Origin of the sequence: Klebsiella sp. CN_Kp075, from assembly GCF_040065055.2 — a bacterium.
Lineage (GTDB): Bacteria > Pseudomonadota > Gammaproteobacteria > Enterobacterales > Enterobacteriaceae > Klebsiella > Klebsiella aerogenes.
Genome location: NZ_CM198050.1, coordinates 2095216 through 2120170, shown reverse-complemented (window position 1 = coordinate 2120170; position 24955 = coordinate 2095216). Strand labels below are relative to the sequence as shown.

Annotated in this window: 18 protein-coding genes and 2 pseudogenes; 3 read left to right on the top strand and 17 right to left on the bottom strand. The window is 55.9% G+C overall.

Annotated features, from left to right (window positions below; all coding sequences use genetic code 11):
* Positions 1-41: 41 nt before the first annotated feature.
* Together ABLV78_RS10120 and ABLV78_RS10115 are read right to left on the bottom strand one after the other, a co-directional pair.
* Positions 42-470, bottom strand: coding sequence for a glycine zipper 2TM domain-containing protein (locus ABLV78_RS10120; RefSeq protein WP_047045152.1), 429 nt, complete (start codon positions 468-470; stop codon positions 42-44).
* A 75-nt stretch (positions 471-545) separates the two neighbouring features.
* Entirely contained in the window at positions 546-956 is a 411-nt protein-coding gene (locus ABLV78_RS10115; protein WP_072251527.1) for a Spy/CpxP family protein refolding chaperone, read from the bottom strand.
* 215 nt (positions 957-1171) lie between these two features.
* Here ABLV78_RS10115 and ABLV78_RS10110 point away from each other — a divergent pair, with 215 nt between their 5' ends.
* Entirely contained in the window at positions 1172-2200 is a 1029-nt protein-coding gene (locus ABLV78_RS10110) for a diguanylate cyclase domain-containing protein (RefSeq protein WP_059355860.1), read from the top strand.
* 16 nt (positions 2201-2216) lie between these two features.
* Here ABLV78_RS10110 and ABLV78_RS10105 read toward each other — a convergent pair.
* From ABLV78_RS10105 to ABLV78_RS10065, 9 genes and pseudogenes are all read right to left on the bottom strand, one after another.
* Positions 2217-2355 (bottom strand): annotated as a pseudogene (locus tag ABLV78_RS10105) (sugar-binding protein); the annotation flags it as partial.
* A gap of 626 nt (positions 2356-2981) precedes the next feature.
* Positions 2982-3503, bottom strand: a complete 522-nt coding sequence (locus tag ABLV78_RS10100) for an SMI1/KNR4 family protein (protein ID WP_047045162.1) — start codon at positions 3501-3503, stop codon at positions 2982-2984.
* A 16-nt stretch (positions 3504-3519) separates the two neighbouring features.
* Positions 3520-3600, bottom strand: coding sequence for an HNH endonuclease (locus ABLV78_RS10095; protein ID WP_080687169.1), 81 nt, complete (start codon positions 3598-3600; stop codon positions 3520-3522).
* A 303-nt stretch (positions 3601-3903) separates the two neighbouring features.
* Positions 3904-3987 (bottom strand): annotated as a pseudogene (locus ABLV78_RS10090) (RHS repeat-associated core domain-containing protein); the annotation flags it as partial.
* Positions 3988-4114: 127 nt separating this feature from the next.
* Complete coding sequence (locus ABLV78_RS10085) at positions 4115-4582, bottom strand: hypothetical protein (RefSeq protein WP_047045164.1); 468 nt, start codon at positions 4580-4582, stop codon at positions 4115-4117.
* A 1-nt stretch (position 4583) separates the two neighbouring features.
* A complete protein-coding gene (locus tag ABLV78_RS10080) occupies positions 4584-8690 on the bottom strand; it encodes an RHS repeat-associated core domain-containing protein (protein ID WP_227505604.1) in 4107 nt (1368 codons plus the stop codon).
* 10 nt (positions 8691-8700) lie between these two features.
* Entirely contained in the window at positions 8701-8829 is a 129-nt protein-coding gene (locus tag ABLV78_RS10075) for a hypothetical protein (RefSeq protein ID WP_015366119.1), read from the bottom strand.
* A complete protein-coding gene (locus tag ABLV78_RS10070) occupies positions 8826-10379 on the bottom strand; it encodes a hypothetical protein (RefSeq protein ID WP_047045167.1) in 1554 nt (517 codons plus the stop codon). The genes ABLV78_RS10075 and ABLV78_RS10070 overlap by 4 nt, the downstream gene beginning before the upstream one ends.
* 12 nt (positions 10380-10391) lie before the next feature.
* A complete protein-coding gene (locus ABLV78_RS10065) occupies positions 10392-12608 on the bottom strand; it encodes a type VI secretion system Vgr family protein (protein ID WP_047045170.1) in 2217 nt (738 codons plus the stop codon).
* 652 nt (positions 12609-13260) lie between these two features.
* Here ABLV78_RS10065 and ABLV78_RS10060 point away from each other — a divergent pair.
* Positions 13261-13680 carry a translesion error-prone DNA polymerase V autoproteolytic subunit gene (locus ABLV78_RS10060; RefSeq protein ID WP_015705808.1) on the top strand — a complete coding sequence of 140 codons (420 nt, stop codon included), beginning with the start codon at positions 13261-13263 and terminating at the stop codon, positions 13678-13680.
* 2 nt (positions 13681-13682) lie between these two features.
* The gene (locus tag ABLV78_RS10055; protein WP_047045172.1) at positions 13683-14948 is read left to right on the top strand and encodes a Y-family DNA polymerase; all 1266 of its coding nucleotides are present in this window, start codon (positions 13683-13685) and stop codon (positions 14946-14948) included.
* A gap of 94 nt (positions 14949-15042) precedes the next feature.
* Here ABLV78_RS10055 and tssJ read toward each other — a convergent pair whose 3' ends face one another.
* The 6 genes from tssJ to tli1a all read right to left on the bottom strand — a co-directional run bounded on the left by tssJ (position 15043) and on the right by tli1a (position 24909).
* Positions 15043-15582 carry a type VI secretion system lipoprotein TssJ gene (gene tssJ / locus ABLV78_RS10050; protein ID WP_047045175.1) on the bottom strand — a complete coding sequence of 180 codons (540 nt, stop codon included), beginning with the start codon at positions 15580-15582 and terminating at the stop codon, positions 15043-15045.
* Positions 15560-16645: a type VI secretion system baseplate subunit TssG gene (gene tssG / locus ABLV78_RS10045; protein ID WP_047045178.1), complete on the bottom strand. Its 1086-nt coding sequence runs from the start codon at positions 16643-16645 to the stop codon at positions 15560-15562. Before tssG ends, tssJ begins: the two co-directional genes overlap by 23 nt.
* A complete protein-coding gene (gene tssF, locus ABLV78_RS10040) occupies positions 16609-18369 on the bottom strand; it encodes a type VI secretion system baseplate subunit TssF (protein WP_047045181.1) in 1761 nt (586 codons plus the stop codon). The genes tssG and tssF overlap by 37 nt, the downstream gene beginning before the upstream one ends.
* 72 nt (positions 18370-18441) lie before the next feature.
* Positions 18442-21825, bottom strand: coding sequence for an ImcF-related family protein (locus tag ABLV78_RS10035; RefSeq protein WP_088389872.1), 3384 nt, complete (start codon positions 21823-21825; stop codon positions 18442-18444).
* Positions 21826-21922: 97 nt separating this feature from the next.
* The gene (locus ABLV78_RS10030; protein ID WP_088389871.1) at positions 21923-24367 is read right to left on the bottom strand and encodes a Tle1 family T6SS lipase effector; all 2445 of its coding nucleotides are present in this window, start codon (positions 24365-24367) and stop codon (positions 21923-21925) included.
* The gene (gene tli1a, locus ABLV78_RS10025) at positions 24340-24909 is read right to left on the bottom strand and encodes a Tli1a family immunity protein (protein ID WP_047045190.1); all 570 of its coding nucleotides are present in this window, start codon (positions 24907-24909) and stop codon (positions 24340-24342) included. The genes ABLV78_RS10030 and tli1a overlap by 28 nt, the downstream gene beginning before the upstream one ends.
* Positions 24910-24955: the final 46 nt, after the last annotated feature.

Genomic DNA, 24955 nt, shown 5'->3' with positions numbered 1-24955 from the left:
TGTCACGCCAACCGGGAGTATATTGGCTCCCGCTTGGCGCATTACACCGATTTATCCACCCGGGTATCATTTCCCGACGTCAGGATACGCACCTTATCTCCCTTGTTGAAGATAAGCCGACCGTCGTAACCCTGTAGCACCTGTATCACCTGGCCACTATTGGTTTTGATTAGCAGTTCAACCTGCTGAGCGCCCTGCTGCCGATCCTGGTGATAGCGTGAAGCGCCAGCTCCGGCCAGGGCGCCTGCGGCGGTCATCGCCGTCTGCCCTTTACCATTACCGAATTGATGGCCGACAACGCCGCCCAGCGTTCCCGCAGCCAGCGTGCGAAGCGGCTGGCGCTGATGCGGGTTGCTAATAATATGGCTTTCCTGTACGACGCCATAATCGACCAACGTTTTAGTCCCGGCGACCCCAGCCTGGCTAAACAACGCGGTCATTCCCAGCGCAATAAAGAGAAACTTCTTCATGATGGCCCCCTTGTCTTTTCATTGCGGAAAGTCATTACGCATGTTCCGCCAAAGGGCGCAACATGCGTACATTGTTTAGTTTAGTGCCTGCTGCAGATCTTTTTTTACCTGCTCGCGCTGTTCAGCCGTCAGTACCTGATTAATACCGAAGTAATATTTCACTCGGTAATAACGCGTTTGCTGATCCAATTGCGCAAAAGCGGCTAACTGCTGTTTTACTTTCGCATCATCCCATTTGCCGGATTGAATCACATCAACCAGAGCCCCATCCTGGTAACCACCAATTTTGATATTTTTGAGGTTTGTTTCCAGCTCCTGACGCAGGGCCTGAATTTTGCTGACCTGATCGTTGCTCAGCTTGAGATGTTGCACCACCGGGTCCTGGGATAACGGCGGTACTTCGGTTGTCGTCGCGGCCTGAGCGGCAACGGAAAGACCCGCAGTCATCAACACGGCGGCCAGGGTGTTACGCAAGAAAGTATTCACGATAAATTGTCCTTAATACGCTTTATAAAGAGTGCGGATTATTACCTCCGGAATATGATCCATCTGTAACTAAGCGTTAAATTTAAATCTGGACAAATTTACAATAGATTTTATTTAATAGATAAAATAGCGGAGATGTCAGCAGCGGATCTTTTTTTAACTACACTTATTGTTATATTGGTTGAATATTCTCTTCGATTCATCAGGAACGCCTTATGCCACCTCGTAGCGCCAGCGATCTCTACGCCGAAATGAAAAATATGTCAGTAGAAGAGCGTATTCGCTTTTTCTCGCTTTCGCTTGCGGAAATGCATCGTGAGCTGCAAGAGAGTATCAGCGAGATTGAGTCGATGCAGCGAGCGCTGGCAGAAAGCGAGGAGAATCATCGACAGCTGGTTGAGACCGCGCAGGATGCGGTGATTACCATCAATCATGCGGGCGTAGTGATTAACTGGAATCAGGCCGCGGAAAAAATGTTCGGCTGGTCCGCAGGGGAAGCTATCGGCAACAACCTGGGCGAGATGATCGTGCCGGAAGAGTTTCGCGAGCAGCACGCACGAGGTTTAATGCGCTTTCAGGCGGCTCAGCCGTCGAATATCCTTAATCGCACCATCGAAATTACCGCCCTGCATCGCACTAAAGGCAAGTTTCCTATCGAGCTGTCAATCTGGCCACATCAACAATCAGGCAAGCAGATTTTCTCCGCGTTTATTCGCGATATCACCGACCGCAAACAGCGGGAGCAGGTGGTCTGGCTGCACGCCAACTTCGACGCGCTGACCGGATTGCCAAACCGCAGGCTGTTGGTTAATCGCCTGGAGCTGGCGATTACTCAGGCTATCGCCAATGAGACAGAGGTGGCGCTGCTCTTTATCGATCTCGACCGCTTTAAGCCGGTGAATGATGTTTACGGCCACGCCGTGGGTGACGAACTGCTGCGGCTGGTAGCATTCCGTCTACAAAGCGTTTTACGAGAAGGTGATACGGTAGCCCGCCTTGGCGGCGACGAGTTTATCGCCCTGCTCCCCGGATTAAAGGTAAACGATCCGCTCCCCCGACAAACGGCGGAAAAAATCAGCAATGCGCTGACTCAGTCATTTTTGATCCACGAGTATGTTATTACGATTTCCGGCAGCATCGGCATTGCGCTTTTCCCTCACGATGCCGCGGATGCCGATACATTGCTGAACAGTGCGGATAAAGCGATGTACAGTAGTAAGAAGGGGATGCCGCGAGAGAGGTAAGTAAGGTATTCAGCCGTTCAGCGTCAAAATACTGGCCCTGAAAACGCAGCGGGTTGCTGATACGTTCGGCGTAGCCCCCCCCCTTTTTCTCCCCATACGCCCGTCTTCTCAGACCACACTATCTCGCCCTGCAATGACGTCAGGCGGACCGGCGCATGCTGCCGGCTGCCGGAATCAAAAAAATGCCTGTACCGCCGGCTGGAATCCTTTTTCCCGGCATTATACCATTTGCTCAAAGGGCTTTCGCATTGCAAAACCCACACAGTAGCGAGGATTTTTATCATTTAAAGAAATATTTCTTACTCTCGTTTGCAACGTCATTTCGCCCCTTTTTTTGCCTCATTGTAATCACCAAGGTCAAAATAAGCGCTGAATATATTTGCGGTAATCCAGTTAGCAACTTGCCATTCTGGTTTTGGTTCAGGCAAAATATTCCAGGCTTTTTCATATTGCTCTTAAGCCTGAGCATATTTTTTGTCATTACGCAACGCATTTCCTTTTTCAACAAAGGAGTTAACTTCGGATTCAATTCTTGGATTTTCGAGTTCTTTCATAGTGCAATACTCCTTTACTGGAAATACTGAGATTTTTCTTCTGGGCCAATAAAATCTCCAGAATGTTTATATCTATCAGGAAGCAAGACTCCCTAAATCCTATGATCCAATTTATTACTTTTTAATACTTGACATTATAGATGTGCAATCCAATTTATTATTAAACCCTGCATGATAATTAACCATGCAGGGTATTAAAGAAGTATATCCTTAAATTAAGAGTATCATTACAATCCCGTAGATAACTTCATTCCTTTATTGACTGTTAGATTCATTATACTTCCAAAAAAATCTGAAAAGGTTTTATTTATAAGATAAAGATGGTTTAAATCATCATCATCACTAATATCATAGCTTTGTTTATTATCCTCAGCATGTAGGCAAGTCCGGTCCCAGTAATAAACTCCGGCCAAATTATTTTTAGTTATCAGGACATAGCCATTGTCACTTGGATCCATGCCAATTATTAGTGCACCATCAATAAACGATATTTCATCTAGTAACTCTTCATTAATTTCAACTATATCAAAATTACTATTACTAGTCTTATAACCAAGAAGCACATCGAATGAAATAAAATCATTATCAACTTTATCGAATGGTAGATCGCAATAGTCAGGTGCCACGATTCTATATCCATTGTATTTTTTTAAAAAATCTTTGTAATCATCAGGAAAAGCAACAGAGAAATGTCCCTCCAGATAGCTAATATCTTGTTTATCAATACTTAATCCAGTCAAAATAGGCATTCTATAACTCCTGATATTATTGACAGTTGCTTTTTATTTTAGATACACCGCCTCTATGGGTGAACCGGCGATGAATATTTTTGGGCACTTCCTGCATTGTGATGCCATTTTGATGATGATGCCACGTATTAAGATCATAATTCGCCTGGCCTTTTGGCGCTAATGCATCTGCTTTACCAAAATCTCCTCCAGGTGACTTACTATGATCTCCCCTTAAGTCTGGAACATTAACACTCTGCCTTTCATATGGTGTAAAATCTGGAAAGCCTTCTGGATAGCGAACAACATTGCCAGCACTATCTTGGTATACCCAAACTTTGCTTTCAACTTCTTGCCAAACCGTTCCCCCTTTATTAAGCCACTTGCTTATATCAGGTGAGTTTAACGGTTTTCCAGTCAGCCCCCACGGATCCACCCACCCCAGCGGGTTCGGCGCATACTGATAAACATTCAGCCCACCGGCTAATCCAATCGGATCAGACGAACAATCCTATCCCCTGGGCCAATCGTACCGTCAACCCGCACCAATCTAAGCTCTAAGATAGAGTTCCCAAAGCGCAGCGTTGCTATAAAGGCCGGGAAGAGTTAATTTATTACCCGGCTTTGCTTTGTTATTTACATGGATTCCAAAATGAAAAATCCCCTATATATATTTCATTCAATTTCAAGTCGGACGGAATGTTATCTATACTGTCAGCTATCTCATCAAATGGTGAGGGTAATATAAATTGAATGCCAAAATCCTCGTCTATAATAATGGAACCATTAAATATTCTTTGCCGATAAGTGAGTTTTTTTATCTCACCAAATTCTTGACCGGCATATAATAAGTTTTTGTATAACCCTTTGTAATTTTGATTGCATCCAATAGAAAATATATTTCCATCAGGTTCGGTTGATATAGTTAAAGTATCATCCAATACATAGGCAAATCTCTTACTCGCATCAGGTAGAAGATACTCTTTGTACTCAACACAATGGTCAGCATACATTTCAGCAAGATAGACAGATATATTTGTATTTAACAGCACATCGCCTAACGAATGAAATGATTTTATTTCTGCAGAAAAATCAAACATTTTACATCCCACCATTTACTAATACACCGTCGACATAAACAGGAGAGTCCTTTATTAGATCATAATTTTCAAAACCACCATGACCTATACGTCCATATACGATATCCTCACCTTCACTATTAGTCCTATAAACCTTCCAGTAATCATTTCCATGAATATTTTGTTGTTTTGCGTTACCACCAGGATGATAATCTAATTTATATGTTGTACCAGATTTTGTCGTTTTCACATATTGTATATGTTGAATAGCCTCAGGCCTACCAGCTTGTGGATAGATCTTCGTCCAACCTTTAGATGTTAAAAGGGAGTCTATTTCAGCCGGAGTTTTACCTGTTAATTTATTTACCCACCTTTGGGTTATATTGTCCTTTTCCGCGAAGCCACATTTTAGTCCCAGCGGATCGATCCAGCTTAATGGGTTCGGCGCATACTGATAAACATTCAGCCCACCGGCTAATCCAATCGGATCCTGACTAATAAATCCCGCAATTTCAGGATCATAGTAACGATGTCGATTATAGTGCAGCCCCGTTTCAGCGTCAAAATACTGTCCCTGGAAACGCAGCGGGTTGCTGATACGATCGGCGTAGATCTCCCCTTTTTCTCCCCATACGCCCGTCTTCTCTGACCACACTATCTCGCCCTGTAATGACGTCAGGCGGACCGGCGCGCCGTTCGGGTCACAATGATAGTGCCAGCTCTCCTTCCTGCCCGCTTCCTGCGTCAGCAGCGCCAGCGGCTGAAAACTTCCCGGATAGTACACGTACTCGCGCATACTGCTGAACAGCGCGGCCTGCGCTTTCTGCCGCTGCAGCCGGCTGCCGGTATCAAAAATGTTCTGTGCCGCCAGCGGTTCGCGGGTGATAGTGACCGTTTCCCCCGCCAGCGCGTCGCCCTGCCAGTAGAACCAGCGCGTCTCTTCCGCCGTCTGCTTGAACACCCGGCGCCCCAGCCCGTCGTAACCGTAGCGCACCAGCCGCTCGCCCTTGCGCACCGCCACCAGCTGGCGGTTATCGTCCCAGCTAAAATCCTCTTTCTCGCCGTTATGCCGGACATCGCGCCGCTGTCGCAGCTCGCCCGCGCGATCGAATACATAACGCACCCCGCGCTGCTGCCCCTCGCGGAACCAGCCTCCGGCGCTCTCATTCACCGCCCGGGTCTGCGTCTGCAGGTGGCTGCCTGCCGCATCCTGCACAAACTGCCGCAGCGTACCGTCCGGCGCGGTATGGGCCGTCAAGCGCCCCACCGGATCGTAAGCGTAACGATCGCTGCCCCACAGGCTGTCATCGCGCCGGGTCAGGTTACCCAGCCTATCCCAGCTGAAGCCGCTGGCGAACAGCGGTAAATCATTCTGCAACACCTGCTGCGACGTCAGCTGGCCGAGCCGGTCGTAGGTGAAATGACGCGTCACCTCCGCCGACAGCTGCTCGCTGACCCGCCGCCCGGCCTCATCGTAACCCAGCACGATCGGCGCATCGTCATTCAGCTGGATCTGGCTCAGCCGGTCATACTCATCCATGGCGTAACGCACCTGATGACCGCTGTCGCTGCGTCGTGAGACCAGCAGGCCGCGCTCGTTATAGCCGTAATGCAGCTGAAAACCGTCCTGCTCCTCCAGCAGCACCCGCCCGGCGTCATCATAGCGCCACGCCAGCCGCCGCCACGGATTCTCACACAGCACCATCCGCCCGCAGGGATCGTAATGATACTTCGCCTGCAGGGTATCGCCGCTGCGCCGCTCGCTTAGCCGCCCGCCGCGGTCGTAACCGTAACGCACCAGCCGCCCCAGCGGATCCTCACGGCCGATCAGCCGGTTGCCTTTATCCCAGCCATAACGGGTTACCTGTCCCCAGTAATCGGTCTCCGCGGCGATGCGCCCCAGCGCGTCGCGGTCCAGCTGCCAGCGCTGACCGTTCTGGTTGATCACCGCCAGCAGGCGATCTTCCAGGTCGTACTGATAGCCAAGCGTCGCGCCATCCGGCGTCTCGCAGGCGGCCAGCATTCCTGTGCGGTTATAACGAAAACGGGTTATCTGGCCGGCTTCATCGGTGAAGTGAAGCGGTGAATCTTCCCGGTCGTAAGCGACGCGAATTTCGCCACCCTGCGGATTGACCATCGCCACCAGCCTATCCTTGCTGTCCCAGTGGAAACGGCTGCTGCCACCACTAGCGTCAATACGCTCCAGCAGCGTACCGCGCGCGGAATGCCGCAGTTGAGTGGTTCCCGCGCCGGCCTGGCTCAGCGCCTGCAAAAAACCAAACCGATCATAGCGATAACGACTCTGCCCGGAACCCGGCACGTCCGCCGCGCTCAGTTGTCCGTACTCATCATACTGATAGCGCGTGGTGACGCCGGTAGGGTCCGTTCCCGCCAGCAGGTTGCCGCGTTCGTCATAGTCCGAACGCCAGCACGCGCCTTTCTCATCAATCAGCGTCAGCAGATCGCCGTCTTCATTGTAGGCCGCCTGAATCTGGCTACCGTCCGGCAGATGTTCGGCGATCATTCGCCCCTGTTCATCATACTCCCAGCGACGCGCGCTGCCGTCCGGCTCAATGAGTTCGACGGTACGGCCAAAATCATCGTAGTGGAAGACGGTATTGCCGCCGATCGGATCGACCTCCGAAACCGGCAGGCCGTTATCATCAAAGCTGACAGACGTTACATGGCCGTTGGAATCGGTGATTTCCACTTCGTTGAGCAAGTCGTGCCAGGCGAAATGGTAATCCCATACGCCGCCGTCGCCCCAGGCGTGGACCACCTGCCACTCGTCATTGAACTGGTAGTGGAAGCCCTGGCCGTTACGGTCGACATGGCTGGTCATATGACGCTGTTGATAGTAGAAGCGCCGCGGATGCGAAAGCGCATCGATCTCCGCGCTCAACTGATTATCGCTATCGTATTCATAGCGGGTCAACGGCGTGATCTCGTCATCCAGCGCGTTGCGCAGGCGTAGCGCCCGCAGGCGGCCATCCTGCCAGGTGACGAGGATCTCTCTGCCGCTCATGCCGCGCGTGCTGAACTCGCGGATGCGCTCAAGCTCGCGCCCCTGCCAGTCGAACTGCCAGCCGTTACCGTTACGGTCCGCCAGCCGGTAAATCGCCAGCGGCCCGCGCTTACCGCGAAACTGCAGCCGCGCGCTCCCTTCCTGCTCAACATGCCAGAAGCATTCGCCATTGCGGGTTTCCCGCCACAGGCGGCTACCGTCCGGCAGGCCGACAATACCCTGATCGCGGCCGTTGGACTGTGGCAGCGCCGCAAACAGCGTCATCCCTTCCGGCTGGGTCAACACCGCGACGCCTTCATCGGCCAGTATTTCAAGGCGGGTGTCCGCCGGGGTTGACCAGCCGTAACCGCACAGCCCTTCTTCATCGAGATCCGCCGACGAGTAGCTTCGCGTCCACGCCAGCGGCAGGCGGCCGGGTAACAAAAAATCCTCATGTTCCAGGCTCACGCTACCGTCGCGGATATCAACCGGTTCGGCGCGTAGCACCCGGCATTTCAGGACGCCGGGATCCATGTTGCGAAACAGCTTCTGGCGCAGCTTTTTAAACCGCCGCATAAACAGCCGCCACTGCGGCGTTTTTTTAACTTTCTTCAACCCCTTGCCCAACCCGCTTAACCCGGCGCGCATCAGCAGCGCCATCAGGTTGATGGTTGGCGGCCCGCCGACAATCACATTGTTGGGAATCGCGAGGTTAAACGTCAGCGGCAGCGTTAGCGAGAGCGGCTTTGGTTTGCTCAGCCGCTTCAGGCGGAACGGCGGCACCATCCCGAGGATGTTACAGCTCAGCACCGGCATGCCGATGCGGGAAAACGGCTCACCGTCGACGGCGACGGTTTTACTGCCCATAAACAGCTCGTCTTCCATCTGCGGGCCGCCGGGCGCGCGCAGCGGCGGTACCCACACGCCGCCGACCGGAATATGCACCGCAATACCGCCGGTCCCCGCGCTGGCGCGTTTGATGCCGTTGACGTGTACGGTAGTGCCCAGCAGCGGCAGATAATCAAACACGTCGAAAACGATGCCGATATGCGGCGTCGGCAGCGGCCAGGGATAAGTATGGATATCCAGGCCAAGCTGCGGGTCGAAGTGAGCGCCGGAGTGCATCAGACGCGCCTCAGAACATGGCGCGCAGCAGCGCGCGCAGGAAGGTGCGCACTTCGGTGGCGAAACCGCCGTCCGAGAGGCTTAAAAACAGGATTGCCAGCAGCGTCACGGCAACAATAATAATAATCCGGGTCTTCATAGCGGGTTGCTCCCTGCAGTTTCAGTGGATGATGCATCGGTATTTCCCCAGGCAGGCAGGCTTTGCCATTCACCCGGCGGGGCATCAAAGGGGTGGGCGATCTCCGGCAGGCCGTTCCAGTGCGGATGCAGCGTCTCCCGCGCCAGACGGATCACGCGGCGAAAGCTGTCATCGCCGCCGCGGATCAGTTTTTCCCGCGCTTCGCGGATCAGCGCGAACGCGGCTTCCAGCTGTAGCTGTAACTGCCGGTCCACGCGTTTTACCTGTTCGACGACGGGTTCCCGCGGCAAGCGGTCTTCCGCCTGCTGGATTAAGCGCTGTTTTTCGCTTTGCCAGCGCGTCGCGCAGGCTTCAAGCGCCTCGGTTCGCCGTTTATCATGGATGCGCAGCAGATCCTGAAATGCCAGCGGCAGCGTGGTCTGGGCGCGCTCTTGCCGTGGGATCGGCTCCGCCGCCTGGATGGCGTGGGCATACTCCTCCATCGCTTTTGCCCGATGCCCGGCGAGGTTGAGACAAAAACCGGACATCCGCCAGCCTTCTACGGCAAATACCGGATGTGGAATGGCTTGCGCTTCACCCGCCGCCCGGCGATAGCCTTTCGCCGCCTGGAGATACTCTTTGCGCGCAAACCAGGCGCCGGCCTCGCCAAAAGTGCTTTGGGTACGCAGTTGTCCTTTAAGCGCCGGATCGGCAATTTCGCCGCTGATGTTTTGCGCCTGGCGGTAGTGTTCGACGGCCCGTTGATGATCGTTACCTTTCAACCAACCGCCGGCGATCAGGTTATGCATCATCGCCTGCTGGTCGGCCCAACCGCAGCGCTGGGCGACGCCGAGCGCCATGCCGCCGCGCGCGGCCACCTGCGCGGCGCTGCCTTTTTCCAGCAGCAGCATGGCGTCAGCCAGATAGCGGCGAAACAGCAGGCGATCGGGATTCGGATCGCTCTGTCCGCGCGCGGTTTGGTGCATCACTTTCATACTGTCGACATCATCGGTCAGCAGCCGTACCCTGCGCGGATGCGCCTCATACAGCGGCTGCCAGATCGGTTGCTCAAGGGTGTCGATCAGTAACAGTCTGGCGTTGCACGCCTCCTGCGCCAGCCAGCCGTTCAACCAGCGGTTCAACGCCTTTTCATCGCTGACGGCGGAGGGTTTCAGCACCAACACCAGATAACGTAAATCGTCATGAAATGTCGTCGCAAAATCCTGCAGCAACTGCCGCAACTGCGCCGGGCTATAGGTCGGAAGAAAGCGTTCGGCATCCCATATAGCGGCATCCGGCGTCGCTTCGTAATGTTCCACAAACTCGCGCCCGAGCGCGTCGCTGTAGCCATAGCTGGTCTCAAACGGCGTGGTTAGCCCCAGCAGCAGATCCGGCAGCGAGCGCCCTTCAGGGTGCTGCTGCAGCGCGATAAAACCATCAAGCAGCGACTCGCCGCCGGCAGGCACCCGCCAGATAAATAAGCGGATCTGCTCCGCCTGCTCGCAGGCGTCCAGCCAGCTAAGCTCAAGCTCGCTCATCACTTTTTCGGTCGGATTCTTCGCCGCGTTCATTCCTTTTCCCTGTCAGGCATTGAGCTCAATCTTCTTACCATTCACCATCACGCCGGCGGCGTTAATGGTGATCGTCGACCCGCCAGCGGTAATCTCCACGCTGCCGTTGCTTATCAGAATGCCGCTTTCACCCACGTTGATATGTACGGTATCGGTAGCGCTGTCGGTTACGCTCCCTTGCGTAAAGCGGGTATCACCGCCGGTGATGCTCAGGGTACGTCCGGCGCCGATCGTCACCTCTTGCTTGCTGGCAATGGTCTGCGTTTGCTTACCGGTCACGGAAATATCGTGATTGCCGGTCACTCCCAGCGTCTGATTGCCGGTGACCTGCACGTTACGGTTCTGCTGGACGCTGACGCTTTCGTTACCCTGCACCTGACGGGTGCGATCCTGTACGACCGTCAGAGACTGCTTGCCTTCGACGGTCGCGGTATGGTTGCTTTTCACCGTGGTGGTATGGTTGCCGCTAATAGTTTCATCGCGGTTCTGCTCAACGCTTAGGGTCTCATTCCCCTTCACGCTCTCGGTACGGTTCTGCTCAACGGTGGTGGTTTCATTACCATTGATGGTTTTGCTGCGATCTTTGCCGACGGTAACGCTTTCATTGCCATCCACCGTGCGGGTTCGATTCTGTTTGATATGGCTGGTTTCGTCTTTGCCGACGGTTTTGGTGCGGTTATTGCCGACATCATGGGTCTCGTCGTTTTCGACTTCAGTATCCATGTTGCGCTCGGCGTGCAGCCAGAGCTGCTCTTCGCCGGGTTTATCTTCAAAACGCAGGGCGTTGGCGTTGTCCGGCGAACCATCCTTTGAACGGCTCATAAAGCCCATCTGCGTGGCTGCCGCCGGTAGCGCCCACGGCGGCATACTGGCTTCGTTATAGACGCGGCCAATGACAATCGGCCGGTCCGGCTCGCCGTTAATAAAGTCCACCACCACTTCATCACCGACGCGTGGGATCTGAACCCCGCCGTAACCCTGGCCGGCCCAGGCGCTGGAAACGCGCACCCAACAGGAGCTATTTTCATCGCCCTGGCTTTCGCGGTCCCAGTGGAATTTCACCTTAATCCGGCCATATTTATCGGTCCAGATCGATTCTCCTTTCGGCCCTACCACGCGGGCGGTTTGCGGCCCGTAGGTGCGCGGCCAGTCGGTCCTTGACGCAGGGACAAATGGCGTCGCGGCGGGAATGACGGTGAACGCGATGCGGTGCTGCGCGGTATTTCCGCCGCCGGAGGCGTACTGATTCTCTTCAAAATCATAACGGGCGCCCACCACCAGCCATTTAGCGTTATCAGCCATATTGGGCGCATGCGTCAGCGTAAACGTGTGTCCCGGGACGATACCGGTCGCGGTGGCGATACCCTGCGTTTGCTGCTGTTCGGCCTGCCAGGACTGCTGACGAATGCGGGCGTAGGCTTCGCCGTCGCCGTGCTCCATAAAGCGCCCCGGCCAGTCGTAAACGTCGATTTTGCCCGGCGTCGGCGAGACCGGATTCTGCAGCGTTTGCAGCATCCAGGCATGGGGCTTGCGAAAATCATAGTCATCGGTGCTGTAAAGCCCCGGCGTGACGACGTGGCTCGCCATCAGCTGGCTGATGCCCTCTTCGCCGACCGCGCCGCCGCCCGGCTGCGCATGCCAGGGAATAGTTTCATAACCGGGGAAGGATTCAGCCTGCTGATAGTCATCCATCAGCACCAGGGTATGGCCGTCTTTATCGTGGCGGAACAGATAGCTAATACCTTCCAGCTCCAGCAAACGGCTGATGAAATGGAAGCTGCTTTCCGCGTACTGCACGCAATAATCCCACTGCCGGTAGCTACGCGTAAGTTTGTCCTCAAACTTAACGTTATGCTCGCTAAACAGTTTGGCCACGATATCCGGCACCCGCTGCTGCTGGAAAATACGGAAGTTGCGGTCGCGCATCATCGGCCAAAAATCGGGTTCCAGCGTGGTCTGATAGACGGCGTAGCGCGTCTCGCCAAGATCTTCGGCGCGCACGGTAACGGCGGTGATTTTGCCGGAAAGATAACGCTCCTGCCCCCATTGGCCGGGGACCGCCACCGTCATGTTTTTGCCAAGCATGGCCTGACGGTCGATAGCAAAATCCTGGCTGAGTAAATCGACCTGAAAGTGGAAAGGTTCGGACAGTTTCTCCTGCCCGCTGAATTTCCAGAATAATAACGAGGAGCTGTCGACAGATGACAGGATCGATATCCGATTAACCATATGGATTCCTTTATGGTACAGGCAGCCGCGGGGCAAATTCCTTAAGATTGATAAATTATCCTGAATATTTATCAGAAGTCATCTCTCTGCCCGATAATTCCCCCAGGAATACTCTTAATTATTCAACTCTGTGCTTTTGTTCATCTTTATACCCTCATTATTAGTAGTGGAGCTTTCTTAACAGGCGTTAATTAGTGGTTTGACTTATTAGCAACGGTAATGAGGTAAGTCTGAAAATAGCCTCCTGGCGCGAAGAAATATGTTTAAACCTGCGCGGACGCTTTAAAATAACCGCGGCTGCGAACTGCCATCACAGCCATTTGCTCACCGGCCAGCTCTTGCATACGGTCGGCCGGTGAGCAATCCCTGCGCGTTAATCGCGCAGACATCCCTGTCTCGTTAATATCAGATCCTTTACCTCAGTCATATTCAGATTCTTTTTACATAAAATCGTCGCGCTATTTTCGCCAGCTAAACGGCGAAGTCGTTAATATTAGCGATGAGGTAATCTATTGTTTATCAACCGGCTTCAGACATAAAACCCCCGCCAGCCGGGCGCTGGCGCAGGTTTTGATAAGGTACGCCCCTCTTGATCTCTGCCACCGATCTACAATACTGTATATGCATACAGGAAAAATAATCGGTGATCATCATGCAGTTTTTCACACTAACCGAACTACGCCAGATCGTGGCATTACCGCTGTTCAGCGACCTTGTTCCCTGCGGTTTTCCTAGCCCCGCGCAGGATTATGTTGAGCGGCGTATCGACTTGAATGAACTGCTGATTCAGCATCCAGGCGCCACCTACTTTGTGAAATCAAGCGGTGACTCAATGATTGGCGCTGGCATTGGCGATGGTGATTTACTGGTGGTGGATAGCTCCCGCAAGGCCGTCCATGGCAGCATCGTTATTGCCGCTGTGGATGGGGAATTCACGGTTAAGCGCCTCCAGCTGCATCCTGTTGTCATGCTCAAACCTGATAATCCCGCCTATCAGCCGATTATGCCAGGCAGTGAAGAGTGTCTGGAAATTTTTGGCGTGGTGACCTACATCGTGAAATCGGCGGGCTGATCGTGTTTGCCCTGTGTGATGTGAACTCGTTCTATGCTTCCTGTGAAACCGTCTTTCGCCCGGACTTACGCGGCCGCCCGGTGGTCGTTTTGTCCAATAATGACGGTTGTGTGATTTCACGTTCTGCGGAAGCCAAACCGTTTGTGAAAATGGGTGAACCGTACTTTAAACAAAAAGATATCTTCAGACATCATGGCGTGGTTTGCTTTAGTAGCAACTATGAACTCTACGCCGATATGTCCAATCGGGTAATGACGACGCTTGAAGAGATGTCGCCTCGCTGCGAAAAATACTCCATTGATGAAGTTTTTTGCGATCTTACCGGCGTGCGTAACTGCCGCGTTCTTACCGAGTTTGGACATGAGCTCAGAGCCACGGTGCGGCAACGCACGCACCTGACGGTAGGCGTCGGTATAGCCCAGACAAAAACGCTGGCTAAACTGGCGAATCATGCGGCAAAACGCTGGCAACAGCAGACAGGAGGCGTGGTTGACCTGTCGAATGCGGAGCGGCAAAGAAAATTGATGGCGGCGCTACCGGTGGAAGAGGTTTGGGGAGTGGGTCGACACATTGCGAAGAAGCTTGAAGCGATGGGGATCCGGACGGTATTGCAGCTGGCTGACACGGATATTCGATTCATCAGAAAACACTTTAATGTCGTACTGGAAAGAACCGTCCGTGAATTACGCGGCGAGCCCTGCCTTGAGCTGGAAGAGTTTGCCCCGGTAAAGCAAGAGATCGTCTGCTCCCGTTCGTTCGGCCATCGCATTACGGAGTACGAAGAAATGCGCCAGGCCATCTGTAGTTACGCCTCCCGGGCAGCAGAGAAACTTCGTCAGGAACATCAATACTGCCGGTTTATCTCCGTCTTTGTAAAAACCTCACCCTTCGCGCCTGACGAACGGTATTACGCCAATAATGCCTCGGTGGCCCTGCTTACCCCAACGCAGGACAGCAGGGATATTATCGCCGCCGCGACGCGTTGTCTGGATGCCATCTGGCAAAGTGGCTGCCGGTATCAGAAGGCCGGGGTAATGCTGGGCGATTTTTATAGCCAGGGCGTCGCGCAACTTAATCTGTTTGACGAAAATGCGCCGCGAAAAAACAGCCAAAAATTGATGGAGGTGCTGGACCGCCTGAATGCAGAAGACGGACGTGGGACGCTTTACTTCGCCGGCCAGGGTATCCAGCAACCGTGGCAGATGAAGCGGGAAATGCTCTCCCCGCGATACACCACCCGATATAGCGATCTGCCCACGGTTAAATGATTCCCCAACAGGCCAAACCTTAAATAAAATCAGGTTTGGCCATCATGGCGTCCGTGAGGTTATTAATTGAATATAAAATTGCGCAGCGCGTTTCTCACTTGTCCTTCTGCGGTTGCAGAACAAGTTGATGATGGCTGGCCTCAATGACGCGCGCGCGGTCCGGGTCAAGATCCTCACGGGCAAGCACCAGCTTCCAGTCGTTTTTCGTCAGATCCGGCGCCCGGAACAGCGCCACCACGGCGACATACTGAGCCTGTTCATCCAGCGGCATGGTGAGACTCATCGCCGTTCCCGGTTTGAGCACCAGGCCGCGGCTGGCCAGTTGGTCGTCTTTTAATATCTCCTCCCCCTCCGCCGCCAGCTGCTGGTAAACCGTCTTATCGAAGGTCTTGCGATCTTTCAGCACATAGACCCGCACCATCACCGGCTGGGAGGCGCTGTTATCCTCGCGGTTATCGGTGTTTAACGCATTGCGCGCGCTAAAATCCAGACGCAGCGTTTTCACCTGGCGATAAAATACTGACTTTACGGCGGATGAAGCGCCGTCGCTGATTTTCTGTGTTAGCCCGCAGCCCGCCAGCATGAACGGCAGAATAATCAGTGCGGATAGTTTAAGTGAAGTGATATGCAACACGTTGGTTTCCTTGTGATAATGGTGCAAGCGGCATGCCACGGTAGCCGCCCAGTTCCGTGGTAAACGTGGCCGGTAAATCCGGCGGAACCGCGTCCCCCTCCATGCCCAGAACGCCGCTGATGCCGAGCATAAACGGCGTTTCACCGAGCACCGGCGCGGGTAACAGCGGCGTGGGAAGCGTTAAGGTGATTTTGGCCTTATAGCGCCAGCCGAGATAAACCCGCAGCAGAACCAGAAAGTCCGCATAGATTTGCCCTTCCGGCATCCAGCCTGCGGCCTCGGCGATATCATCGGTATACAGCGCGATCAGCAACTGGCTGGCAATCTCGGTCGTTTCATCGCCCAGTACCGTATAGCCATCAAGCAGGAAATCGTTATCGCCGTAAAAACCCAGCGGCTGCGCCGGGTACACCGTCCGTGGGCAGTGCGGCGACGCTTCCGCCCGCGTATGGGGCGCCAACAATCGTACCAGCGCCTGAATTCCCTCTTCAGTGCGCGCGGGCAGGCGCATCACGCTGAGTAATGCCAGAAAGCGAGATACCGGCGCGGCAATATGCTGAGCGGTGCCGGGAATGCCCAGCCCGATCAGCCCCAGCAGGCTCTGCGAAGTACGGTCGCGACCGCCGTCTTCAAAGGTTGCCGGATACGAGTATTTGCGCCAGATGCGATAAAACTGGCTCAGAATGCGGTGGTTGAAAATATCGAGAAATGCTTCCTGCGCCTCATGCCCTTCTCTTTGCTGCGCAATATCATCCAGCCAGGCGGTAGGCAACGGTGAATCGACACCGTATAGCCCCATAAAGGTGGTGCGCAGCGTCGGCGGCGCGTCGGGATGCGCCTCATCATACTCCACCGCTTTGAGCTCGCTGACCGGAAAACCCATCCCCGGATGCGGGCGAAAGCGTATCGGATCATCCGCCGGGTTCAGCGTGCTGCCTAATGCCGGCGCGCCAGGTCGCGATTTTTCCAGTAGCTGACAGAAGCGGTAAAAGTTGATGCGCTGAATATCCCGCTCAAGCCGCGGGCTCAGCCGGGAATGCGGCGTTTGTGGTTCTCCTGCCATTCGAGACGCTCTCCGGTAGGTTGCAGTATCAGAATCAGACGATTAAACAGGTGGATGTCGGTATACAGGGCAAAGAAGCGGTTGAGCATCTCGCCAAACAGACAGATGTCGCCGTGCCCGGCGAAGCCGTTACCGTCAAGCGTCACTTCTATCTGCACGCCGCGTAGAAAATGCCCCTCGGCAAAACGTTCCACCTCACAGTGGCTCACATCGACGATCGCCTGCAGACGACGGCGGTTCATTTCGTTATCCGTCCAGTCATACAACGCCAGCGCGCCGCGCAACACCTCGGCGTTATCCATCATCCACAGGAAGCTGCTGCCGAGATGACTCAACACCCGCCAGTGAAAACGGTCGCGATCCGGTGGATAACACGGCAACGTCGGCGCGCTGAGATTACGCACCTGGAGGCGCGACGTCGTGGATTTGACCACCGTGTCCAGCAGCGTGCTTTGCAACGCCCGGCGCGGCAGCTGGCCGTTGGTGCCGATCAGGCTCAATGACAGGGTTTCATTCTGCGGCACGCGATGCTGGTCAAACGCCTCGCCGCCCAGCGTCAGCCAGGTATCATGTAGCCCGGACGGGCCACGTTTAACGCGCGTGTGGTAATAATATTCCGGCGCATCATGGCGCAACATGCCGCCTTTGTGGCGAAAACTGGTAAACGGCACATACGCCTGGGTGCCGGAAAGGCGAGAAGAGGTGACGGACTCCACCGAATAGATTTCGGTGTGTCCATCCTGGACGCGCATGGGACGCAGCAGATACTCACTTTGTAGTGAATCCAGATGCAGCGGGTCCGACTCCAGCGGGAACAGGTTAATAACCGGGGTGCAGTGTAAGCGCAGATGTTTCTCTGACAACGCGTATTCCTGCGGCCACGATTTATCCAGCACCACGTCTATCTCAAACCATCCCGGCGCATCAGGAAACGTCATATTCTCCAGGCCGCACAGCGCGACCGACATAAATTTTTCACGAAAGCTGAAATACTCCAGCAGCAACTGGTAGCCGCTGAACCCGCCGCTTTGAGGCAGCAGCGCCTCATCGTTGGCAAACCCGCAGACGGCAAAATGGGCCGCCAGCGGCCTGCTATCGGCCTCCCCCGCCAGACGTATGCCGATGTGCGCCACGTTCAGGGTCAGCGCTTCATGCAGCGCGCAGGCCAGCGGCGCATCGGCATTCAGGTATAGCGGGATACGGCGCAGGTCGAGCGTGCTCCAGTCAACCAGCTCGCCACAATCAAAACGCAGACAAATCGCCTGGCGGCCATCCGCCAGCGTCCTGATACTGGCGCGGGAGAGCGCGAGCGGCTGTAAGGTTAGCGGCTGGGTCGTGGTGTAACGGCAGCGGGTGCCCGTCTCGCCGATAGGCCGGGAGATCACCTCCGTCCCCTTCTCCAGCCGCTGTGGCTCTTTCATCTCCCGCCAGTCGATGCTGAACTCCACCATCGCCAGCGACGGAATGGTACGTAGATAATGCGGCCAGATCATACTCACCAGCCCGCCGGTCAGCTCCGGCAGATCGTCGTCGAGCTTTTCGCGCAGCCGCCCTATCAGGAAAGCAAAGCCCTCGAACAGCCGCTCAACATAGGGATCGCGGGCGCCGGCTTTATCGAGGTTTAACGCCGCGGCGCGATCGGGATGGGCGCGGGCAAACTCCTCGCCAGCCTCGCGCAGATAGCGCATTTCAGCGTCAAAATAACGCAGAGTTAAATCGTCCATGGAATATCTCAGATGTCAGAATTAGAAAACTCGCTGCTTGTAAAGCAGCGCTTGCAGAGTGAATGTCGGCCCTTATTCCTCTACGTCACCGTCGGCAAACGGTTCTGCTCGGGGGGCCTCCACGATGAAAATCTGTGTCGGCAACGTGAAGTTTCGCAGTTTCAGCAACGCCAGCGGGCCATCGCCGAGTTCCGTACGCAGTAACCACTGCAGGTGCCGGCTATCCGGCGTATTGACCGTCAGGCGAAACAGCCCATCGCCGATCTGCTGGCGCTTCATTCTCTCCAGCATACGCAGCGTGCCCCACGGGCCGCTGTCGTTCGCCAATAGCCGGGCGCCCGCCGCCGTTGAGCTCCAGGTCAGCATCGCGCCGGGTTTGTTGAACGTCCCCGGCCAGCGGAAACTTTTCCATTCGGCAAGCTGGTTAAAGTAGTGCATATTCTGGCCGTCGAGGGTGAGCTGCGTTTCAACAATACCCGGCGTCGCCACCCCCTGTAGTTCAAACCCCATCCCCTGGCTGCCGTCGGTAAACAGGATGTCGGACAAGGAACTCAGTTGATTAATCGCCTTCAGGAAGGCCGGGTTAAACGTCAGCCCCTGACTGTGCGTGCTATCGGCCACCCAGCGGCTGCCCTCGCGGTTGAGCACGCCACCCAACTGGCTGGTGAGAAACCGATCGATCCGCCCGCTGTCGCGGCGGATAAATGCCGCCAGCATCGGTAGCGAGACATCGTTTTTACCCGCGGCAAACGGATAGCGGCCGTCAAAAGCCGAATGCCAGTTGGCGACCACAGAACGCTGCCACGCCTCATTGAGGCTGGCCGCCGATGGCTGCAGCACCGTCTCCCAGGCCTGCGTCAGCGGCTGGACGAACATGGTCTGGCCAAAACCGCTCCACTCTTCGCCGAGGCTGGCCGCCACCAGGCTGCCGTACTCCTGGGTGTCGGTCAGGTCGACGCTTTTGCCCTGGAACACGGTCTGCGCCAGCTGCTGCATCATCGCCTGCGGGTCGGGGGCGTTTGCCACCTGCTGGAGCCGCAGGCGTACGCGAGTCAGGCGAGTCAGCCAGGTCTGTAAACTGAGGGTGCTATCTGCGGCGACCACGCTCTGAGAGGGATTTTTGCCCATCAGCGCCAGCAGCGGCCCAAAGGTACTCTCCAGCGGGCCGCGCACGCCGCCGGCCTGCTGATCGATAAACGGCTGCTTATCCTTATCGAGTAGATTTTTAGCCGACTTCACCAGCGAATCCGCCACGCCCTCACGCTGCTGCCCGGTCTGCCCCTGCCAGGCAAGGGTATTCATCAACGCAATCAGCGGCGACTGACGAACGTCGCCCGCCAACGTCAGCTGATCGGTCACATCGGCAATATTGCGCGCCGGATTCAAGCGAATGCTATTGAGAAAACCCAGCCACGCCCCGGCGAAATCGGTGAAATAGCGATCGGTCAGCCGCTGTTTCAACGCCTCCGGGGAGACATCGCCGCTGACGGTCTGGCGGCTATCGCTCAGCACCCAGTCGATCTCATCGCGCCTGGCCGCCACCGCCTTATCGATCGCCTCGCGCACGCCGCCTTCCCACGCCTGGCGGGTGAACATCCCCGGAACCACCTCTTCCGTGGTAAACAACCGGCTGGCATTGGTCTGCGGCGTCATATCTTCCAGCGTCATGTCGGCATAGTTGCGGCGCACCTGCAGCAACATGTTCTCGTAAAGCGTGCTTTCAGCGTTGCGCCGCCCGATTTGCGCCAGCAGCACCTGACGCGCTTGCGTCACCAGCGCGGCGTCCGGGGTGATTTTCCACGCCGGCTGCGACGGCAAGTTGTCCATATAGAAGGCCCATAGATCGGGGGCGATACTCTGCCATAGCGCCGGGGCGACTCCCTGACGCGTCTGCTGCGCGGCGGCCATTGTCTGGCGGTAAAACGCCGCATCGGCTTTATCCGGACGCGCCATCATCAGATAGGCCTTTAACTGGTCATAACCCGCTTTCGCCAGCTGCGCCCGCTGCGGGCTGCGCGGCGGCAGGTTGACCAACACGTTCAGTTGCCAGGTGAGCGCTTCTGCCGCCGCGTCGCGGATCAGACGCTGGTTAGCCCGCCCATACCACGGCAGCAGCGCGGTAGAAAGCGGCGCATTATGATTAAGACCAAAGCGCTGATACCAGGGCGCGCCGTTGGCGAGCTGATTCTGTAGACGGCCGATATCGTTACGCAGCACCTGCAAATCGATCAGCTGTTGGTCGTTAACGACGGGCTGCCGCAGCAGCTGTACCCGCTGGGTGGCGCTAACAATTTGCTGGCGGTTGACGATAAAAGAGAGCAGGCTTCCCGCCGCCCACAAGCCAAACAGCGCCAGCAGGCCGACGCCGAGGGAGCGGCGCCACGCCCCCCCCACCGGCACGCCGCGCGCGCGGCCGCAGTCTGCGATGATCCCCTGCCAGACGGCCGGGGCCGGCCAACGGTGGGGATAGAGCCCATTGTCCACCGCTTCTTCCGCCTTTAACGAGGGGCTGAACAGCAGACCGCGGAGCGGGATCTGTTGCAGATGCCCGGTAAGCCACGGCGTCAGTAGCGTCTTCCAGCCGCTGATACCGCCCTCCTTCAGCCATTTAGCGACACGCAGCAGGTAATCGTGGGACGAATCAGCGCACAACTGCTGGGTCCCCTGCGCCAGCATGGCGGGCAGAATGGCGCGAAGCTGCCGTTCAACATCCTGCGGGACGGCCCGCGGCGGGAACAACGCCCCCAGCGTCTGGGTAATGCGCGTATCCTGCGGCCAGTCGCTGTCGTGGAGTTGCCACAGATAGACCGGCGGCTGGTAGCGCAGAACCTGCGCAACCTGCTCCAGCGTTCGCAAATACCCGTCCAGGGTCGCGGCGGTGGCCTGAGCATTGTCCAGCGCCAGCACGATACCATCCAGCGGCCGGCGGCCGCGCAACCGACGCAGGGCGCTGAGCCGCTCGTTATCCTCCTTCGCCGACAGGCTACCGCCGTGAATTAGCACCGTACCGCGGCCCTCCAGCCATTGCTGTTGCGCAAGGCCGGGAACGATGGCGGCAATCTGCGCCGCCTCGCCAGCGACCCACAGCAGGCGGACCTTATTGCGCCACAATCGGCCGTAGCGGCGACGAAGAGTTTGCTTTAAGGACGCAAACGGCTGCGCCGGTTTTGTCTGCTGGCTAATAAAAGTCCGCGTCTGACGCTGTTGCCCATCGGCTTTTTGCCTGATAAACAGGTGGAAAGCAATAAAGCCCAGTACCCAAAGACAGAGACCATACGCCCAGACCAGGCTGCAGACGGTCACTATCTCGCGGACCGCCGTCCACTGCAGCGTGCGGTTGGCGTGCCAGTTCCACCATCCCAGACCGCCCAGCAGGACCACAATTGTCCAGACGGCAAGACACAGGGTCGCGGTGGCCGCTACGGTCATTACCGCGGCATTTTTTTCCTTGAACATAAAATTGATGATTCCCTTAGCCACGGGCGTGCATCATCACGCCCGTATAGCGTTATTAAGGATACTTAGCGGATATAATGAATATGGCGATAACGAATTAAGGCAGCAGTATTTTAAAAGCCTCGCTTTTTATATCGCGATATATTTTACCCAGCACGCCCGATACCGTATTCAGATCTTTCATATCCGTTCTCGCCTGCACTAATATATCGCCGACATTAATATCTATAATCGCTTTTACCCGCTGGCCAAATTGTTTCACCGAATCCCACGTATCATCATCGTTATCGTAAATCGTCCGCGACGCAAAATAACCGTGGGAAAACGAGGAGTGCAGCGGATCATGATTATATTTGGCCAGCGTGTCATGCACGTAGTTATCATAAAAATCCAGCATCGTCGGCGAGCCCATCAGCGCCGCCCGCCGGGCATCGCCGCTTTTCTTGATCTGGATATATTCCGACTCCTGCGCCGCCACCAGCGGACCGCCAAGCTGGTTGGTCTGCGTGGTGGGGATCACATCCAGCAGCACCTGAGCCAGCAGCGCCACGATACCGGTATGGGCAAAGTCATAGCCCCACGCCGCGCGGTCCAGCCGATCCTTATCGATAAACGGCACTTCACGCGGCCCTTCGCTTTCCGCGGGCGCCGCCGCCGACGGCAGCGCGCCGGACGATTCATTCAGCGCCTGCTGATAAAAAGGCTTACGCTGATAATACTTATCGGCATATTGCGGGCTGGCAAAGCGCTCGGTGCGCCAGGCGGTGATCCAGCTCAGCTGGTCCGCCAGCATCACCTCCAGCGCTTTGGCCTTCAGCGGCACATACACCGGATCCGGCAGTTTGCCCAGCGGGCCGTTCTCCGGCGGCTTCGCGGCGGCGGCCGCAGCTTTCGCCTTATCGCCATCCGCCTTGTCGTGAGCCGCCTTCAGCGCGGCAACCGGATCCCGGCCCTGGGCCACGGCGATGGCCACCACCTCTGCTTCGTTGACGGCCGGCGTTTCGCTCTTCGCCCCCGCCTGCTGCGCCCCGGCCTGCTGCCAGGCGTTAAACAGGGCGATGGCCTGGGCGGAGATTTTGAATTGTTTTATAACGGCATTACTCATTACCCGATACTTTTTGCCTTTGGCGCCGCCGGGCAATACCTCCTCGGGTACGCTCAGCGGCGCCCCGGCATCAAAGGCGGCGGCATACATATCGTGCAGCACAATCTTTGACAGCAGGCTGGCGGCATCGGTCTGCACTTTGCCGAGTTCCGTGGGCTTACAGTCGCCGCCGACATCGGCATACATCCCGGGGTAGACCACCTCCACCGCTCCGGCCGGGTATTTACCGTCCGGACCGCGGATAGAGTCCAGCGGCAGGTCGCCATGCTGCTCGTGACCGGCGACAAAGTGGTGGCAGCTTTTTAAGAAGCCTTTGGTGGTCGGCAGCCGCAGGCTGTTGGCCGCCCAGCCCAGATGCCCGGTGGCCGACGGCAGGATATGCGGCACGCCAACCGCGGAGACCGTATCCAGCAGCCCCATAAACTCGATACTGATGGGGATGCCCAGCAGGGTCGGGCCGCCTGGCACCACCGTTCCCGCCGGCAGCATATTTGTCGCATCGAGCGGCATTTTAGCGTCATCGAGCAGCGACTCCAGCCCGCGGGCGAAGGCGCGGGCGGTGGCGGCCCCCCGGCAGTAGCCGTAGACAAACAGCTTGATTTTGGCGATGCGCCGCTGCGAACGCTGGATATGCAGCCGCGTCGGCTGCCGCGGCCACTGGTTGACCACGGTACCCAGATGGTCGTCGCAGAATTTGTCAAGCGCGCTTTTACGGTTGAACTTCTGGGTCAGCCGTGAGAAGGGCCAGACGGTGGCCATACTTTGCCGATATCTGGTCAGTTCGCTGTCTTTGATCGCGGTTTTGTTCACCGCATAGCAGATGCTGCTGTAGGTTTTAAGCAGCGCCTGGTTGATACGGTCCTCACCGCCGTTGGCAAACAGCTCGCCGTCCAGCGAGTAGTGCTCTTCGCCAATCTCCGGAAAGCGCGCTCCGCAGCCGGGAAAGTAGTAGCTGAAGTAACCGTCCGCTTCCGCAGGCGATGTCTGAGTTGTCCAGTTGGCTGCATGGTAAAGGCGGCCAATATTGGTCAGCGGCGGATTACGCGAACCGTATACCTCATCGGCTCCCTCTTCATTACAACAGGTACCGTCAAAGAACAGGCTGATATGCAGGCTGGCCGGGCAGCCCGGCTCCGTTTTTTTGTCCGAGGGATGTTCTGACTCTTTAACATACCCCTCCAGGTACTGCCTGGCGTAATTGCCTTCGGTCTGCGTTCTGCTCGCAGGCAGGCGCCCGCGCTCGTTGTATTCGGTTTTCTGCTGCGTGGAGTTATCCGCTGACGTTTTCCCCTTTTTATCATCCGGCCCGGGAAACTTTGGCGGTAGGCTGGCCGCTTCTGCGGTGGAGGTTTTGACCGCGACCGGAGTGGCACCGGTCTGAAAAGCCGCAATAAGCGCCTTCAGAGCATTCAGCGTGGAGTCTGCGGTGTCGGACATACAACTTCCTCCTTGATATGTTTGAAAATAACGCTATCTGCTTTTTTTTCTTCGTCAGGTTCAGGTTGTACTGGGTATTCAGGGGAATCACGCATATGACAGGAACGGACTATCCGCACCTTATCGCAGGGGAAAATATGCACATCAAAGCCACAGGCCTGTCCCTTTTCCCAACGTTCAATAGGTACAATAATCGGCCCATGGCGCTGATAGTGAGTTTCATAATCATCGGGCATCTCACTCGATTTCATCCATGAATTAGGATCGGAAGTCCAGGTGATTTTTGCCGTCAGCCCCGGGCGCCAGACATCAGGCACCATCACACAGCAGAAGCCGCCGCCGCCGCCGTAGGAATTGGCCCTTGGCCCGCCGTAACCATTCACCTGCACCGAAACGATGGCATCCGGGCCGTGGTTTAACAACGTTATGTCGGCGGCGCTCATGCCGTCGCGACTATGATCGCGGCAGGCCGTCAGCAGGCAGAGAAAAGCGGCGGCCAGCACCTTCAGCCCGCCGGGCAAAATACGAATATGCTTTATCATTGATGTGTCCATACAGAACTGATAATCGCCTATTGATTATCAAAAG